Genomic DNA, 14,668 nt, shown 5'->3' with positions numbered 1-14,668 from the left:
GTTGCACTCGACAGCTCCTACACGGGATTGGTGATTCAGTGGCATAAAAAAACCCCGCGACCGAATGATACGCGGGGCAAAAAAATTGGTTGGTTGCGGCCAACCAAAGGAGCTCTTTAACAACCTTTACTTGCTGGCGACCGTCTCCGGTTGCCACCCACCGCCGAGGGCCTTGTAAATGGCGACGATGCCGCGATACAGGTCGACTTCGGCCTGGGCCTGCGTGTCCTCGGCGTTCAGGCGTTCACGCTGGGCATCGAGCAGGACGAGGAAGTCGGTGGTGCCTTCGCGGTAGCGGATTTCTGCCAGATCGGCAGCCTTGCGGCTCGATTCACTCTGACGGATCAGCGAGATCAGGCGTTGCTGACGTTTGCCGTAATCGCTGAAGGCATTTTCCGATTCTTCCAAAGCCAGCAGCACTTGCTGCTCGTAGTTGGCCAGTGCGCCTTCGGCATCGGCGTCGGCGCCACGCAAACGGGCGCGGACGCTGCCGAGGTCAAACGCAGCCCAGGTGATGCTCGGGCCGAGTGCCCAGGCATTGGCCGCCGAGGAACCGATCTGTGAACCACGTCCCGCGGTCCAGCCGAGGAAACCGCTGAGGCTGACCCGTGGGAACAGGTCGGCTTTGGCCACGCCGATTCGCGCAGTGGCCGAAGCCAGTTGCCGCTCGGCGCTAAGGATGTCGGGACGACGTTGCAGCAGTTCGCCCGGATCACCGATCGGCAGCGCCTTGGCGATGGCCGGCAGGTCTTTCGGGCTGAGGTCGACGGTCAGTTTGTCCGGGCGCTCACCAAGCAGGGTGGCGATACGGTTTTTCTGCCGCACCTGTTCCGCCTGCAACTGCGGCACGCTGGCTTCGACGTTGGCCAGACGCGCATCGGCGCGCTCGACATCGAGCTGATCACCGACACCGGCGTCACGCAGGCTGATGGTGATCTTGCGCGACTCCTCCTGGTTGTTGAGGTTGGCCACGGCGATTTTTTCCCGCAGCTGGGCGCCGCGCAGTTGACCGTAGGCGTCGACCAGTTCGGCAATCATGGTGACTTGCAGTTGATACAGATCGGCTTCGGCAGCCTGCTGGTCGGCGTCGCTGGCTTCCAGATTGCGCTGGATGCGCCCGAACAGGTCGAGCTCCCAGGCCATGTCCAGACCGAGGTCATAGCGTTCGCTATTGACCCGGTCGGTGGTCTGGCCGGGAATCTGGCCTTTGCCCAGGTCACTGCTGGCGCGGCTGGTGATGGTCGGCATCGCATCGTTGCTGGCGTCGTCGCGGATCGCCCGGGCGGCTTTCCAGCGGGCGAACGCCACGCGCAGTTCACGGTTGCCTTGCAGCGATTGCGTCACCAACTGGTTGAGGGTCGGATCATCGAATTGCTGCCACCAGATGCCTTCGAATTTCGAACGGTCGAAGTTCTTTTGCCCGGCGGCGCCGTCGGTGGCGGTCGTGATGTTGGCCGCCTCCGTAGCTGGGGTCTTGTAGTCGGGGCCGACGGCGCAGGCGCTGAGGGCCAGCACCAGCAGACTCGGCAGGAAGACTTTCAGACTCATTGTTGCGCCTCCAGTGGCTTTTGAAGAGTGTGAGCCTTGGCCGCTTTGCGCTGCTCACTGCGTTCAACGAAGTTACGGATCAGCACGTAGAACACTGGCGTCAGCAACAGACCGAAGAAGGTCACCCCGAGCATCCCGGAGAACACCGCCACACCCATGGCGTGACGCATCTCGGCACCGGCACCGCTGGAGAACACCAGTGGCACCACACCCATGATGAACGCGAAGGAGGTCATCAGGATCGGCCGCAGACGCAAGCGGCAGGCTTCCAGTACCGCGGCGAGCGGGTCGAGGCCTTCTTCCTGTTTGTCCTTGGCGAACTCGACGATCAGAATCGCGTTCTTGCAGGCAAGTCCCACCAGTACGATCAAGCCGATCTGGGTGAAGATGTTGTTGTCACCGCCGGAGATGATCACACCGGTGATGGCCGACAGCAGGGTCATCGGTACGATCAGGATCACTGCCAGTGGCAGGCTCCAGCTTTCGTATTGCGCGGCGAGTACCAGGAACGCCAGCAGTACGCAGAGCGGGAATACGAACAGCGCGGTATTGCCGGACAGAATCTGCTGGTACGTCAGGTCGGTCCATTCGTAGGTCATGCCGTTCGGAAGTTCTTCCTTGAGCAGTTTCTCGATGGCTTTTTCCGCCTGGCCCGAGCTGTAGCCGGGGGCTGCGGCACCGTTGATTTCAGCAGTGATGAAGCCGTTGTAGTGCATCACGCGATCCGGGCCGGAGGTGTCGCTGACCTTGATGAAGGTCGCCAGCGGGATCATTTCGCCTTTGTTGTTGCGTACTTTCAGCTGACCGATCTGATCGGATTCAAGGCGGAACTGCTGTTCGGCCTGAACGTTGACCTGATAGGTGCGCCCGAAGCGGTTGAAGTCGTTGGCATACAGCGAACCCAGATAGATCTGCAGGGTGTCGAAGATGTCGCTGACGGCCACGCCGTGGGTCTTGGCTTTTTCCCGGTCGATAGCGGCATCGACCTGCGGCACGTTCACCGTGTAGCTGGTGAACAGACCGGCCAGTTCCGGCACGTTGTGGCTCTTGTTGATGATGTTCATGGTTTCTTTGTACAGCTCGTCGTAGCCCAGGTTGCCCCGGTCTTCGATCTGCAGGCGGAAACCACCAATGGTGCCCAGGCCCTGTACCGGCGGTGGCGGGAAGATCGCCATGTACGCTTCCTGAATGTTCGCGTACTGGCCGTTCAAGGCACCGGCAATCGCGCCGGCGGACATACTCGGGTCTTTACGTTCGTCGAACGGTTTCAGGGTGACGAAGACGATGCCGGCGTTCGGACTGTTGGTGAAGCCGTTGATCGACAGGCCCGGGAACGCTACGGCGCTTTCCACACCTGGCTGTTTCAGCGCGAGTTCGGACATACGCTTGATCACGTCTTCGGTGCGATCCAGGCTCGCGGCGTCCGGCAATTGCGCGAAGGCCACCAGGTATTGCTTGTCCTGGCCCGGTACGAAACCGGTCGGCGTGCTGGAGAAACCGAAGAAGGTCAGCACCATCAGGCCTGCGTACAGCAGCAGAGCGATGCCGCTGCCACGGATGACCCGGCGCACAGTGCCGACGTAGCCATGGCTGGCGCGGTCGAAGAAGCGGTTGAACGGACGGAACAGCCAGCCACCGAAGATCTTGTCGAGCACTTTCGAAAAGCGGTCTTTTGGTGCGTCGTGGCTTTTCAGCAACACGGCGGCCAGTGCTGGCGACAGGGTCAGCGAATTGAACGCCGAGATCACGGTCGAGATGGCGATGGTCAGTGCGAACTGTTTATAGAACTGCCCGGTGAGGCCGGAAATGAACGCCGCAGGAACAAACACTGCACACAACACCAGTGCCGTTGCGATGATCGGCCCGGTCACTTCGCGCATGGCACGTTTGGTGGCCTCGACCGGCGGCAGTCCGAGTTCGATGTTCCGTTCGACGTTCTCCACCACCACGATGGCGTCGTCGACCACGATACCGATGGCCAGTACCAGACCGAACAGCGACAGGGCATTGAGTGAGAAACCGAACAGGTGCATGACCGCAAACGTACCGATCAACGATACCGGCACCGCCACCAACGGAATGATCGAGGCGCGCCAGGTCTGCAGGAACAGAATCACCACCAGCACCACGAGGATCAGCGCTTCGAACAGGGTGTGAACCACTGCTTCGATCGAACCGCGGACGAAGATCGTCGGGTCATAAACGATGCTGTAGTCCATGCCCTGCGGGAAGCCTTTCTTCAGCTCTTCCATTTTGCCGCGCACTTCGTTGGAAATGTCGATGGCGTTGGAACCAGGGCGCTGGAAGATCGGGATCGCCACCGCTGGCTGGTTGTTCAGCAACGATCGCAAGGCGTATTGGCTGGAGCCGAGTTCGACGCGAGCGATGTCTTTGAGACGGGTGATCTCCCCGTCGTCGCCAGAGCGAATGACGATGTTCTCGAACTCTTCCTCGGAGACCAGGCGGCCCTGAGTGTTGACCGACAGCTGGAAGCTTTGCGCGGTCGGCGCAGGGGGCGCGCCCAGTTGACCGGCGGCGACCTGACGGTTTTGCTCGCGAATCGCCGTGACCACATCGGTCGCGGTCAGATTGCGCGACGCGGTCTTGTTCGGGTCAAGCCAGACCCGCAGCGAGTAGTCGCCCATACCGAACAGCTGCACGTCACCGACACCACCGAGGCGAGCGAGCTCGTCCTTGATGTTGAGGATCGCGTAGTTGGACAGATAGAGCATGTCGTAGCGCTTGTCCGGCGAGGTCAAGTGCACAACCATGGTCAGGTCGGGCGAAGCCTTGTCGACGGTGATACCGATGCGCGTCACTTCCTCGGGAAGCTTCGGCTCGGTTCGGGTCACCCGGTTCTGCACCTGCACCTGCGCGTTGTCCAGATCAGTGCCCAGGGCGAAGGTGATGGTCAGGGTGATCTTGCCGTCAGCGGTCGATTGCGAGGACATGTACAGCATGTTCTCGACGCCGGTGATCGCCTGCTCCAGCGGAGCGGCCACGGTTTCACCGATGACTTTGGGGTTGGCGCCCGGGAAGTTGGCGCGCACGACCACGGTCGGCGGCACGACTTCCGGGTATTCGCTGATCGGCAACTGGAACAGCGAGATCGCACCGGCGATCAGGATCAACAGCGACAGCACCGCTGCGAAGATCGGCCGGGAAATGAAGAATTGGGAAAAATTCATCGGAGTTGTCGTCCCTTAACCGCGTGGGGTCGTAGCAGCCAGCTTCGCAGCCGAACCCGATGCGCCCTTGGCAGGGGCAACTTTGGGCAGGTTGCTGGCTTCCAGCGCTTGACGTTGTTGAGCAAGGGCGGCGAGGGTCTGCTCGCTGGCCATCGGAATCACTTCAGGGGTAACCGGAGAGCCGGGACGCACCCGCTGCAGGCCCTTGACGATGATCGTGTCGTCCTTGTTCAGACCGTTGCGAACGATGCGCAGGCCTTCGATCTTCGGACCGAGTTCGACGGCTCGGTAGGCGGTCTTGTTGTCGCCATCCATCACCAGCACGAACTTCTTGCCCAGGTCAGTGCCAACGGCTTCGTCGTTGATCAACATGGCGTTGTAGGTGCCGCTGCCGACCAGTTTCAGTCGTGCATACAGGCCCGGGGTGTAGGTGCCGTCAGCGTTGTCGAACACGGCGCGACCACGGATGGTGCCGGTTTTCGGATTGACCTGGTTGTCGACGAAATTCATCTGGCCGAGGTGCGGGTTGCCGTCTTCGTTGGACAGGCCCATGTACACCGGCGTGGTTGCGCCGCGCTGACCGTTGCGGGCCAGTTGGGTGTATTTGAGGAACACGCGCTCGTCGGCATCGAAGTAGGCGTAGACCTTGTCGGTGGAGACGACGCTGGTCAGCGCGGTGGTGTCGGCGGTCACCAGGTTGCCGGCGGTGATCTCGGCGCGGCTGACGCGGCCACTGATCGGTGCGGTAACGCGGGTGAAGCTCAGGTTCAGTTTGGCCAGATCCAGTTGCGCCTGCAGTGCACCGACGGCGGCGCGGGCCTCTTGGGCAGCGCTGGTGCGCGAGTCGGCCAGTTCAGCGGAAATGGCATTGCTGGTGCGCAGACGTTCGCCGCGAGCCGCTTCATTTTCACTACGGGTTGCGGTGGCGCGGGCCTGGGCGACCAAGGCTTCGAGGCGGCGGACCTCGGCCTGGAACGGACGCGGGTCGATCTGGAACAGCAGGTCACCTTTCTTGACCAGCGCGCCCTCGGTGAAGGCAACCTGATCGATCTGGCCCGAAACCCGTGGCCGGATTTCAACGGTCTCCGGCGCTTCGAGGCGCCCGGTGAATTCGTCCCACTCATTGACCGGTTGTTCCAGCACCTTGGCCACGCTGACTTTGGCAGCGGGCGGGGCGCCGGCAGTCTCCGGAGTTTTGCCGCAGGCGCTCATCACCAGTACGGCCAGCATGGCCAACGGGAAGCGCAAATGTTTGAGTGACTGTTCCATGGATGCAATCCGCCAAAGTATTGAAGATGGGCGGATGATGCTCGGCAGGGGTGTGATGGCACGAATCGAATGAAGCGAAGGTAACTATCATTCGGAATGATATAAGAGCCAAAGCAGCCCTCTAGCATGCACCTTTCGTTAGGTGGCTATCAATTGGTCTGAAGGCAATTCTGTGTTGCGCGATCTGCAATGATTGCGAGCGGGCTGTCTATCGCTGCAACTGAGCAAGCAACTGAGCCGGATTCGACAGAAGACCCGCGGCGTTGACCCTGAATCCGGTTATACGGAAGAAAGCAACCCGATAGGTTTCGCACTAACATGACGTCCTATTCATACCTTGGCGTTTTTGCCCATCTCCGGACCCCTATTCATGAGAGATCTGCCGCCGACCGCAACCTTGCGTGCCTTCGAAGTATCCACCCGGCACTCGACTTTCACCGCTGCCGCACAGGAACTGCATGTGACCCAGAGCGCGGTCAGCCATCAACTCCGGCACCTGGAAGATCTTTGGGGCTTGCAGCTGTTTGAGCGCGGCAAGTCGTTACGACTTACGCCGGCAGGCGCTACGCTGGCACCGATTGTGCGTGAATTCTTTATGAGTCTGGAGGCGACGCTGGCTGATCTGCGCGAGCAAAAGGGCAGGGTCAGGCTGAGCGTCAGCACCACCTATTCCTTTGCATTGAAATGGCTGCTGCCACGCTTGCCGAGCCTGTCACGCCAGCACCCGGAGCTGCTGGTGTCGCTGGACACCACGGACAACATTATCCATTTCGCCAGGGACGAAGCCGATGTCGCGATCCGCTTGGGCAAGGGCAATTATCCCGGTCTGTATTCGGAGTTCCTATTCGGCGAGCAGGTCTTTCCTGTGGCCAGTCCCGAATTGCTGCAGCGCGTCGGGATGCCGAGCAGCCCCGCCGAATTGTTACAGTTGCCATTGCTGGCTCGCGACGGCGCTGAACTGGCGCCGAAATGGGAAGTGTGGTTCCAGGCCGTGGGGCTGGCGTTTACGCCGCTGCGCGAAAGCGTCAGGTTTGGCGATACCAACATGACGGTCGAGGCGGCCTTGCTCGGCCAAGGGGTGGCGCTGGTACGCAGCGGGCATGTCGAGAAGGAAATCGGCGATGGCCGTCTAGTGCGGCTGTTCGATGTACCGTTCCAGTCACCGCTTGCCTACTACTTCGTTTGCCCCAAGGGTATTGAGGCGCAGCCCCACATCGTCAGCTTTCGTGAATGGTTGCTGAGCGAGGCGCTTAAAGTGCGCAGCGGACACGCTTGATGTATGAGCAATCGCTCATGGTGCGATGAGGAAACTTCTCTGTAATCCGATCGCTCGGGCTGCCTAAAATCGGCAATGCCTACTCATCTCGTACTCCTCGTTCTATTCGCCGCGCTGCTGCATGCCAGCTGGAACGCGCTGCTGCGTGGCGGCGCCGACCGGTTGTGGTCGATGACAGTGATGTGCGTTGCCATCGCCCTGGTCTGCGCAATCGCCGCCATGTTCATGGCGCCGCCCGCACCGCAGAGCTGGGGTTATGCGCTGCTGTCGGCGCTGCTGCATGTCGGCTATAACCTGTTTCTGGTGCGTAGCTATCGGGTCGGCGATCTTGGGCAGATTTATCCGATTTCGCGCGGCTCATCGCCCGCGCTGATCGCTCTGGGCGCCGCGCTGTTTGCCGGCGAAGCCCTCACCGCCGCCGAGCTGCTTGGCATTGCGCTGGTGTCTGGCGGGATTATTTCCCTGGCTTTCCGGGGGCGCAGCCTGTCCGTGCCAAGCCTTCCTTATGCGCTAGGAACGGGCTGTTTCATCGCAGCCTACAGCGTCGTCGATGGCATTGGCGCCAGGCTTTCCGGTGCGCCGCTCGCTTACACGGTGTGGATGAGTGCGCTTTGGGGTGTGTTGATGCCAGTGGTCTATATCAGCCTGCGCGACGCCCGCAGTCTGCTTGCCGTCCGGCCTGGAATGCTGGCCGCTGTGGTCGGCGGACTGGTTTCTCTGCTCGCTTACGCAATCGTTATCTACGCAATGAATGAAGCGCCACTGGGGGCGGTATCGGCACTGCGTGAAACCAGCGTGCTGTTCGCGGCGCTGCTCGGCTATTTGTTCCTCGGCGAAACACTTACCGCTCGCCGGATGCTGGCATGCGTGGTCATCGCCAGCGGCGCCATCATCATCGGCTGACACAGCTCAACTGCTCAGGAGAATGTCTCATGGACAACGTTTCGCCAGCACCGCTGATTCTGATTACCGGTGGCAGTCGCGGAGTGGGCGCCGCCACCGCCAGGCTCGCCGCAGCACAAGGCTACGACGTTGCCATCAGCTACGTCGCCAATGAGGCCGCGGCGCTGGCGGTGGTGGCCGATGTTGAGGCATTGGGGCGCAAGGCGCTGGCGATACGCGCCGACAGCGCCGACCCCGAGCAGGTTGCTGAACTGTTCTCAGCCATCGATCGTACGTTCGGGCGTATCGATGTGCTGGTCAACAATGCTGGTGTGCTGGCGAAACAGTCACGTCTGGAAGACCTCGGTTTCGAGCGCATGCAGCGCATCTTCGCAGTCAATTCCCTGGGGCCGATACTGTGTGCCCAGCAGGCAGTAAAGCGCATGTCGCTGCGCCACGGCGGTGCGGGCGGCGTGGTGATCAATGTTTCGTCTGCCTCGGCGCGTTTGGGCAGTCCGAATGAATACGTCGACTACGCCGCATCCAAAGGCGCGCTGGAAACGTTCACCATCGGCTTTGCAAAGGAAGTGGCGCGGGAAGGAATTCGGGTCAACTGCATTCGCCCGGGGCACATTTATACCGACATGCACGCCAGCGGCGGCGAACCGGGACGGGTTGATCGCGTGAAGGACTCGATCCCCATGGGGCGGGGCGGGCAGCCGGAAGAGGTGGCGCGGGCCATCTTGTGGCTGGCCAGCGCGGAGGCCTCGTTTGTCACCGGGACTTTTCTGGATGTGACTGGCGGCAAGTAGGTCCTGCTACAGGCTATCCGGGTCGCCAAAAAACATCTGAATCCGCGACCGTAACCACCGCTCTCCCGGGTCGTTATCCTGCGACCCTCGCCACGCCATATGCAGTTCGAAGGTACGCGTCGGCAGCGGTGGATCCTCGGCGCGCAGACCACCGGCCGCTGTCAGTGCGTCCGCCGTGTAATCCGGTACGGTCGCGACAATATCGGTGCCCGCCAGCAGCGTCCCCAATCCGTTGAACTGCGGCACCGCCAGCACCACGTGCCGTTTGCGCCCGAGTTTTTCCAGTTCTTCGTCGACAAAGCCGCTCAAGTCACCAGCAAACGACACCAGCGCGTGCGGTCGCGCGCAGTAGTCGTCCAGGCTCAACGGCCCCGGCACGGTGTCAGCACGCAGCAGCTTCGGTGCGCTGCGGCGCAGGACCTTACGCTTGGCATTGGCCGGCAAATCGGTGGTGTAGCTGACGCCGATCGAAATCTCGCCGGAGGCCAGCAGGCCCGGCATCAATATGTAATTGACCCGCCGCACCACGAGGACGATGCCCGGTGCTTCGGCGCGCAGGCGTTTGAGCAGCATCGGCAGCAGGGCGAATTCGACGTCGTCCGACAAACCAATGCGAAATACCGACGTGCTGGTTGCCGGATCGAAATCGGCGGCACGACTGACCGCGGTCGAGATCGAATCGAGGGCAGGCGAGAGCAGGGCGAAGATTTCCACGGCGCGCGCGGACGGTTCCATGCTGCGGCCGGTGCGGACAAACAGTGGATCGTCAAACAGGCTGCGCAGGCGCGACAGCGCCGCACTGATGGCCGGTTGGCCGAGGAAAAGCTTTTCCGCGGCCCGAGTCACACTGCGTTCGTGCATCAATGTTTCGAACACGATCAGCAGGTTCAGGTCGACACGACGCAGGTCATTACGATTCATCTGGAGTCCTGGCAGAGTCATCAAACTTGACGAGGGCGACCATATGAGAACAATGGCCGGCATGAATCTTACGGGGAAAGGCTGGTACTCTGCACCGGAAAATTAAGCTTTACTGCGACGGTGGCAGGCCTTTTTTCATGGATTTTGCCAATGCCGCCGGTGATGCGGAATCAATGACAGGCATGTCGACTATTAATAGCCACTGATGGTCTTGGGTCAAAAGCCCAGATAGAGTTCATGGCATTAGAGGTTACTTTGACGAGGTTTGCGATGTCCCGCACGATCCGTTTTCACAAGTTTGGTCCGGCCGAGGTGCTCAAATGCGAAGAGCATGCGGCTGCTCAGCCAGGTCCTGGCGAAGTGCAGGTGCGTGTCGAGGCGATCGGCATCAGTTGGTACGACACCCTGTGGCGTCAGAATCTGGCGTCGTCGCAGGCACGTCTGCCATCGGGCCTGGGTCATGAAATGGCTGGCGTGGTCACTGCGGTGGGCGCCGATGTCGATGACCTGTCCGTCGGCGACAAGGTAGCCAGTTTTCCGGCTGAAAGTCCGAACGATTATCCGGTGTACGGCGAGTCGATCGTTCTGCCGCGCACCGCGCTGACCCGCTACCCGGATGTGCTCAGCCCGATCGAAGCGAGCGTGCATTACACGCCGCTGCTGATTGCCTACTTCGCTTACGCCGATCTGGCCCGGGTCAAGCCCGGGCAATTTGCCCTGGTAACCGATGCCAGTCACTGCGCCGGTCCGTCGTTTGTTCAATTGGGCAAAGCATTAGGTGTGCGAGTGATCGCGGCGACCAAATCGGCCGAGGAACGTGAGTATCTGTTGTCTCTGGGGGCTGAGAAAGTAATCGTCACCGAAGAGGAAGATCTGTTGATGCGAATCAACAAGATCACCGACAACCGCGGCGTCGATGTGGTATTCGATGGTCTTGGCGGCCCGCAGATGTCATTGCTCGGCGATGTGCTGGCGCCACGCGGCAGTCTGGTGCTGTATGGCCTGCAGGGTGGCAATCAGACACCGTTTCCGGCTTGCGCGGCGTTCCAGAAGAACATCCAGTTCTTTGTCCACTGCATCGGCAACTTCACCGGCAAGCCCGAGCTGGGAATCGTCCAGGATCACGTCGCTTTACAGCGTGCCTTGCGTGACATCAACCAGTTGACCGCTGACCGTGTGCTGCTGCCGCTCAAGACCCGTGTATTTCAGTTCAACGAGTTTGTCGAAGCGCACCGCTACATGGACGAATGCCCATGCCGCGAGCGGGTGGCACTGCAAGTCGAGCCGGCGTAAACCCGGTCATCAGAGTCCGTGGCCCCACGGACTCTTTTTGTTTATATCCTGCGGCGCCAACATACCTTCCTTGATAGCGCAGCAGTGGCCATTTCAGCAACTGAACTGGTTTTTCCCCTCTATCTGTATCTTCTAATCGCACTATAAGCCCTGATAATTGAATGATTATTTTCATCTCAAGGAATGAGCTATGGCTGTGCATTCAATTTGTCCTGGGCTATATCAAACAGCTGGTTCTGCCGGCTTCGTCAATTTCTGTTTAATTGCTGTAGGGCAATTCGGAAGTTGCTTCTCTTTTTCCTGTAATGAATTGTCGTGGGACGTTGTGGGAAGTTTCCTCAGATTATTTTCTACTGAGGAAATCTCAATGAATACGGGCGGTTGAGCGCTCGGCTCGGCCTGTGGAGAGCTTTTTTCAGGTCAAGTGTTTCAAATAACTACAACTTTGTAAGTGTTAGCATTTCAGCGTCTATTACTTATTGATCCAATTGTCACGCGCTCACTGTCCTGATTGCGTGGCATGAAACTTTTGATACCGGGTAAATACCGATGAGCACGATCCATGATCAGGCAATGAACTATGTCTATCAGCAAGTATTGCAGCGTTTGCTGAGTTTCTTTTCCCGAGCCGAGCGCACGGCATTGCAGCTGTTGATCCAGCGCCTGGTGGTGGCTGCCGGCGGCATGGAAAACATAGGTCATTTCAAGGTGCTGGTCCCTCAGTCCGGCTTGCGTGACAGCTGCTACACACTGGCCCTGCTCAGGGCCGCGCAATTGACCATTGCCGGCCGCGCCCCGGCGACGTTCCAGTTGCGGGTAGCCACGCTGCGCTGGAATGGCGACAGCCCGGTCGTCCTGCAGAACCTGCATCGCAGCTACAGCGCACTGTTTCTTTACGACGATCCGCGGGTCGAAGTGCTGATGGTGGATAACCGCGAGGTGATGCCATTCGACCATCGCACGCCTGTCAGCGATGAGGGGCGTGAGGCCAGCCGGGTCAATCTGCTTCTTGTCGGACACTGTCGCGCATGGCTCGAGACGCCTGAATTATGGGACGACGCCTATCTGGCCACGGCCGAGTACTACAGCCAGATCGCCCGCTGGAACAATGGTGTCGATGCCATGATCAGCGCGGAAACCAAGGGCAGTCAGCGACATTTCCTCGAAGGTCTGAACCGTGCGATGCAAAGAGTGGCGATAGCCGGCCCCGGGGTTGTACACGCCGGATTCGAAGCGCTCTTTCCGCTGCTTGACGGGCTCGGTGACGATTTCTATCGCGAGCTGCGCCCCGATGATGAGCGGACGGCCTGGCGCCCGGAGGGCGAATTCGAAGCCTGTCGGCGCACCAGTTTTATCGACATCAACGACATGATGGTCGGCAAACCCGAGGATCGCTGGCCGCTACTTGGCGAATTTCTCGGTCATGTGAGTGACGATCTGGCGTTGTATCAAGGCGAAGCGGTTTTTGCCGATCCTCTGATCTCGGCGCACGTAAGGGGTTTGTACGCACGGTTCATCGAGGGTCGCGCCTATGAGGCGGGTATAGACGATTACGTGCAGCACACACTTGCCGACATGCGCCGAAAACAGGTTGCGGAGCCAATCTGCGCGCATTTGCTGTCCAGCTACGAGAATGTCGGCGGGCCAGAGCAACTGCGGATAATGGCAGAGGATTATCTTCTGGAAGGTTTCGGTCTGAACGAAACGCAATTGGCGTGCCTTTTGTTCGCACCGTTCATCGACAGTGGCAAAGGCCTCGAACGCTTCCTGCGCAACTGTCACCCAGGCATGCTGGTCGCGATGCCTGACCTGCACCGCGCCATGCAGGGATTGCACGCGCCGGAGCAGGTGTTGAAATGGATAACGGAAGTCAGCGGTCTGCCGGTCAGGCTGGTGAACCGTCTCTATGCAATGGGACCTGTCCAGATTTGCGCCCCCGCAGAATACGCCTCTGAGCATGCAGGTTCGGGTGAGGCCGATGCGGCCTCGCAGTTCGAGCGATCGACGGAAGGCTGATTGTGAGCGAAAGCCTGGATTGTGAACCAATGTCTACGGAAATGAGGGTGTGAAGGGCGCGCGGGACAATGACTTTGTTTACCAGGCAGTTTATCGGTATCTGACCACGCTGATTGACGATGCGGGCGGCAGCGCAGCAGTACGCATGCCCTCGTTGCGACAACTGTCCGAACGACTGAACGTATCCATTTCAACGGTGCAATACGCTTATTCACTGCTGGAAAAAGAAGGTCGGGTCTATTCCAAAGCCAAGTCAGGTTATTACGCGCAAGCGCTTTTCAGCATGGACGCCCCCGGCAGCGGCAGTGATCTGCTCGAAACCGTTTACGTCAACGCGCGACGTCCCGGAATGTGTGTATTGAGCGCCGACGAACCGGCTTCACTACAACCGTTGGACAGTCCGTTGTTGACGTTGGAGCGCGAACTTTTGCGCCAATACCCCCGCCAGCTTCGAACGCTGGTGCAGCCGTGTGGTGAGCTGGAATTACGGGTTGCCCTGGCTGCCCGGTACACCTGTTCGACGGCGAATTACTGGCATGCTGATGACGTCTATATCGGTGCTGATCTGCGCGGGGTGCTGGAAATCCTGATTTCGGTTCTTGAGTTGCGTCAGGCCGCCGTCGTTGTCGAGTCGCCCTGTGACTGGGTGATATTGCGCCTGCTCGAATCGTCCGGTGTGCGTGTGATCGAATGGCCGTTACTGGCTGAAGGCGCGCTCAACCTTCCAGCACTGCAGTCACTGCTCGAAAACGAGCCGGTGCGCTTGATCCTCCTGTCTTCGGTGTTGAGCATGCCTCAGGGGAGCAGTTTGACCCAGGATCAACAGCAGGCAATCGCGAAGATGCTCGATCGATACGGTGTCTGGGTATTGGAAAACGACTGTTACAGCGAGTTTGATGAGCGCGCTGATTCACAACGTCTGCGTAACTGGCTCGACCCTGATCGTCTGCTGGTGTTTTCCACCTTCGAGAAATTCATCGGTGCAGAGGCGCCATACGGCTTTGTTCTGTCGCGACATTGGCGGCAGGAATTGCAGCGCCATTTCCTGTTACGCGCGTTTCGCTTGTCGCCAATCCGCCAGAAAGCGATCGCCAGACTGCTCAGCGGTGGGCGGCTTGACCAGCATCTATCCTTGCTGCGGCGAATGCTCAATGAGCGCCGTACCCAGTTAATCCAGGTATTGCGCGAGCGTTTGGGCGATGCGCTGCAGATTGTCGAGCCGCAGAGCGGGGCGACGGTCTGGGTGCGTTCGATACGACCGGTCGACATGGCCAATGTGTTCCATCGGCTGCTCAAGCAACAAATCATCGTGGCACCGGGTGAGTTGTTCAGTCTGCAAGGCCTGCATGCGGACCATCTGCGTTTAAGCGCGCTGAACCATGGTGAGCGAGATTTGACATGTGTTATCGGGCTTCTCGGTGATGCCTTGCGTTTATCCCCGGGCCGATAATGTTAAAAAACAT

The 14,668-nt window shown here is 59.6% G+C and carries 10 protein-coding genes; 6 read left to right on the top strand and 4 right to left on the bottom strand.

Annotation, left to right across the window (positions count from 1 at the left end):
• Positions 1 to 126: 126 nt before the first annotated feature.
• From AC0Z4S_RS16760 to mexE, 3 genes are read right to left on the bottom strand one after another with little or no spacing between them, the layout of a single operon-like run.
• Positions 127 to 1,548 carry an efflux transporter outer membrane subunit gene (locus AC0Z4S_RS16760; protein WP_485623810.1) on the bottom strand — a complete coding sequence of 474 codons (1,422 nt, stop codon included), beginning with the start codon at positions 1,546 to 1,548 and terminating at the stop codon, positions 127 to 129.
• Positions 1,545 to 4,736, bottom strand: coding sequence for an efflux RND transporter permease subunit (locus AC0Z4S_RS16755; RefSeq protein WP_485623809.1), 3,192 nt, complete (start codon positions 4,734 to 4,736; stop codon positions 1,545 to 1,547). Before AC0Z4S_RS16755 ends, AC0Z4S_RS16760 begins: the two co-directional genes overlap by 4 nt.
• A 15-nt stretch (positions 4,737 to 4,751) precedes the next feature.
• Positions 4,752 to 6,005, bottom strand: a complete 1,254-nt coding sequence (gene mexE, locus AC0Z4S_RS16750) for a multidrug efflux RND transporter periplasmic adaptor subunit MexE (protein ID WP_039761553.1) — start codon at positions 6,003 to 6,005, stop codon at positions 4,752 to 4,754.
• 370 nt (positions 6,006 to 6,375) lie between these two features.
• On the opposite strand from mexE, the gene gcvA reads away from it, so the two are divergent.
• From gcvA to AC0Z4S_RS16735, 3 genes are all read left to right on the top strand, one after another.
• Complete coding sequence (gene gcvA, locus AC0Z4S_RS16745; RefSeq protein WP_485623808.1) at positions 6,376 to 7,281, top strand: transcriptional regulator GcvA; 906 nt, start codon at positions 6,376 to 6,378, stop codon at positions 7,279 to 7,281.
• Between the two features lie 75 nt (positions 7,282 to 7,356).
• Positions 7,357 to 8,184, top strand: coding sequence for an EamA family transporter (locus AC0Z4S_RS16740; RefSeq protein ID WP_485623807.1), 828 nt, complete (start codon positions 7,357 to 7,359; stop codon positions 8,182 to 8,184).
• A gap of 29 nt (positions 8,185 to 8,213) precedes the next feature.
• Positions 8,214 to 8,975 (top strand): SDR family oxidoreductase, encoded by a 762-nt coding sequence (locus AC0Z4S_RS16735; RefSeq protein ID WP_485623806.1) that lies wholly within the window; start codon positions 8,214 to 8,216, stop codon positions 8,973 to 8,975.
• 6 nt (positions 8,976 to 8,981) lie between these two features.
• On the opposite strand, the gene AC0Z4S_RS16730 is transcribed toward AC0Z4S_RS16735, so the two are convergent.
• Positions 8,982 to 9,896 carry a LysR family transcriptional regulator gene (locus AC0Z4S_RS16730; RefSeq protein ID WP_225926638.1) on the bottom strand — a complete coding sequence of 305 codons (915 nt, stop codon included), beginning with the start codon at positions 9,894 to 9,896 and terminating at the stop codon, positions 8,982 to 8,984.
• A gap of 270 nt (positions 9,897 to 10,166) precedes the next feature.
• Here AC0Z4S_RS16730 and AC0Z4S_RS16725 point away from each other — a divergent pair, with 270 nt between their 5' ends.
• From AC0Z4S_RS16725 to AC0Z4S_RS16715, 3 genes are all read left to right on the top strand, one after another.
• Positions 10,167 to 11,189 carry a zinc-dependent alcohol dehydrogenase family protein gene (locus AC0Z4S_RS16725; RefSeq protein ID WP_471877751.1) on the top strand — a complete coding sequence of 341 codons (1,023 nt, stop codon included), beginning with the start codon at positions 10,167 to 10,169 and terminating at the stop codon, positions 11,187 to 11,189.
• Between the two features lie 549 nt (positions 11,190 to 11,738).
• Positions 11,739 to 13,205 carry a hypothetical protein gene (locus AC0Z4S_RS16720; RefSeq protein ID WP_485623805.1) on the top strand — a complete coding sequence of 489 codons (1,467 nt, stop codon included), beginning with the start codon at positions 11,739 to 11,741 and terminating at the stop codon, positions 13,203 to 13,205.
• A 49-nt stretch (positions 13,206 to 13,254) separates the two neighbouring features.
• On the top strand, positions 13,255 to 14,655 hold the full coding sequence (locus tag AC0Z4S_RS16715; RefSeq protein ID WP_485623804.1) for an aminotransferase-like domain-containing protein: 1,401 nt from the start codon (positions 13,255 to 13,257) through the stop codon (positions 14,653 to 14,655).
• Positions 14,656 to 14,668: the final 13 nt, after the last annotated feature.

Source organism: Pseudomonas sp. 1L-B-1-E-C1 (assembly GCF_057291835.1).
This window is presented reverse-complemented; position numbering and strand designations above follow the sequence as displayed.

Excerpts from the sequence above, each read along its gene's own strand:
- AC0Z4S_RS16735 (WP_485623806.1), top strand. The coding sequence starts at position 8,214 with ATGGACAACGTTTCGCCAGCACCGCTGATTCTGATTACCGGTGGCAGT.
- AC0Z4S_RS16755 (WP_485623809.1), bottom strand. The coding sequence starts at position 4,736 with ATGAATTTTTCCCAATTCTTCATTTCCCGGCCGATCTTCGCAGCGGTG.
- AC0Z4S_RS16730 (WP_225926638.1), bottom strand. The coding sequence starts at position 9,896 with ATGAATCGTAATGACCTGCGTCGTGTCGACCTGAACCTGCTGATCGTG.
- AC0Z4S_RS16725 (WP_471877751.1), top strand. The coding sequence starts at position 10,167 with ATGTCCCGCACGATCCGTTTTCACAAGTTTGGTCCGGCCGAGGTGCTC.
- AC0Z4S_RS16740 (WP_485623807.1), top strand. The coding sequence starts at position 7,357 with ATGCCTACTCATCTCGTACTCCTCGTTCTATTCGCCGCGCTGCTGCAT.
- mexE (WP_039761553.1), bottom strand. The coding sequence starts at position 6,005 with ATGGAACAGTCACTCAAACATTTGCGCTTCCCGTTGGCCATGCTGGCC.
- AC0Z4S_RS16720 (WP_485623805.1), top strand. The coding sequence starts at position 11,739 with ATGAGCACGATCCATGATCAGGCAATGAACTATGTCTATCAGCAAGTA.
- gcvA (WP_485623808.1), top strand. The coding sequence starts at position 6,376 with ATGAGAGATCTGCCGCCGACCGCAACCTTGCGTGCCTTCGAAGTATCC.
- AC0Z4S_RS16760 (WP_485623810.1), bottom strand. The coding sequence starts at position 1,548 with ATGAGTCTGAAAGTCTTCCTGCCGAGTCTGCTGGTGCTGGCCCTCAGC.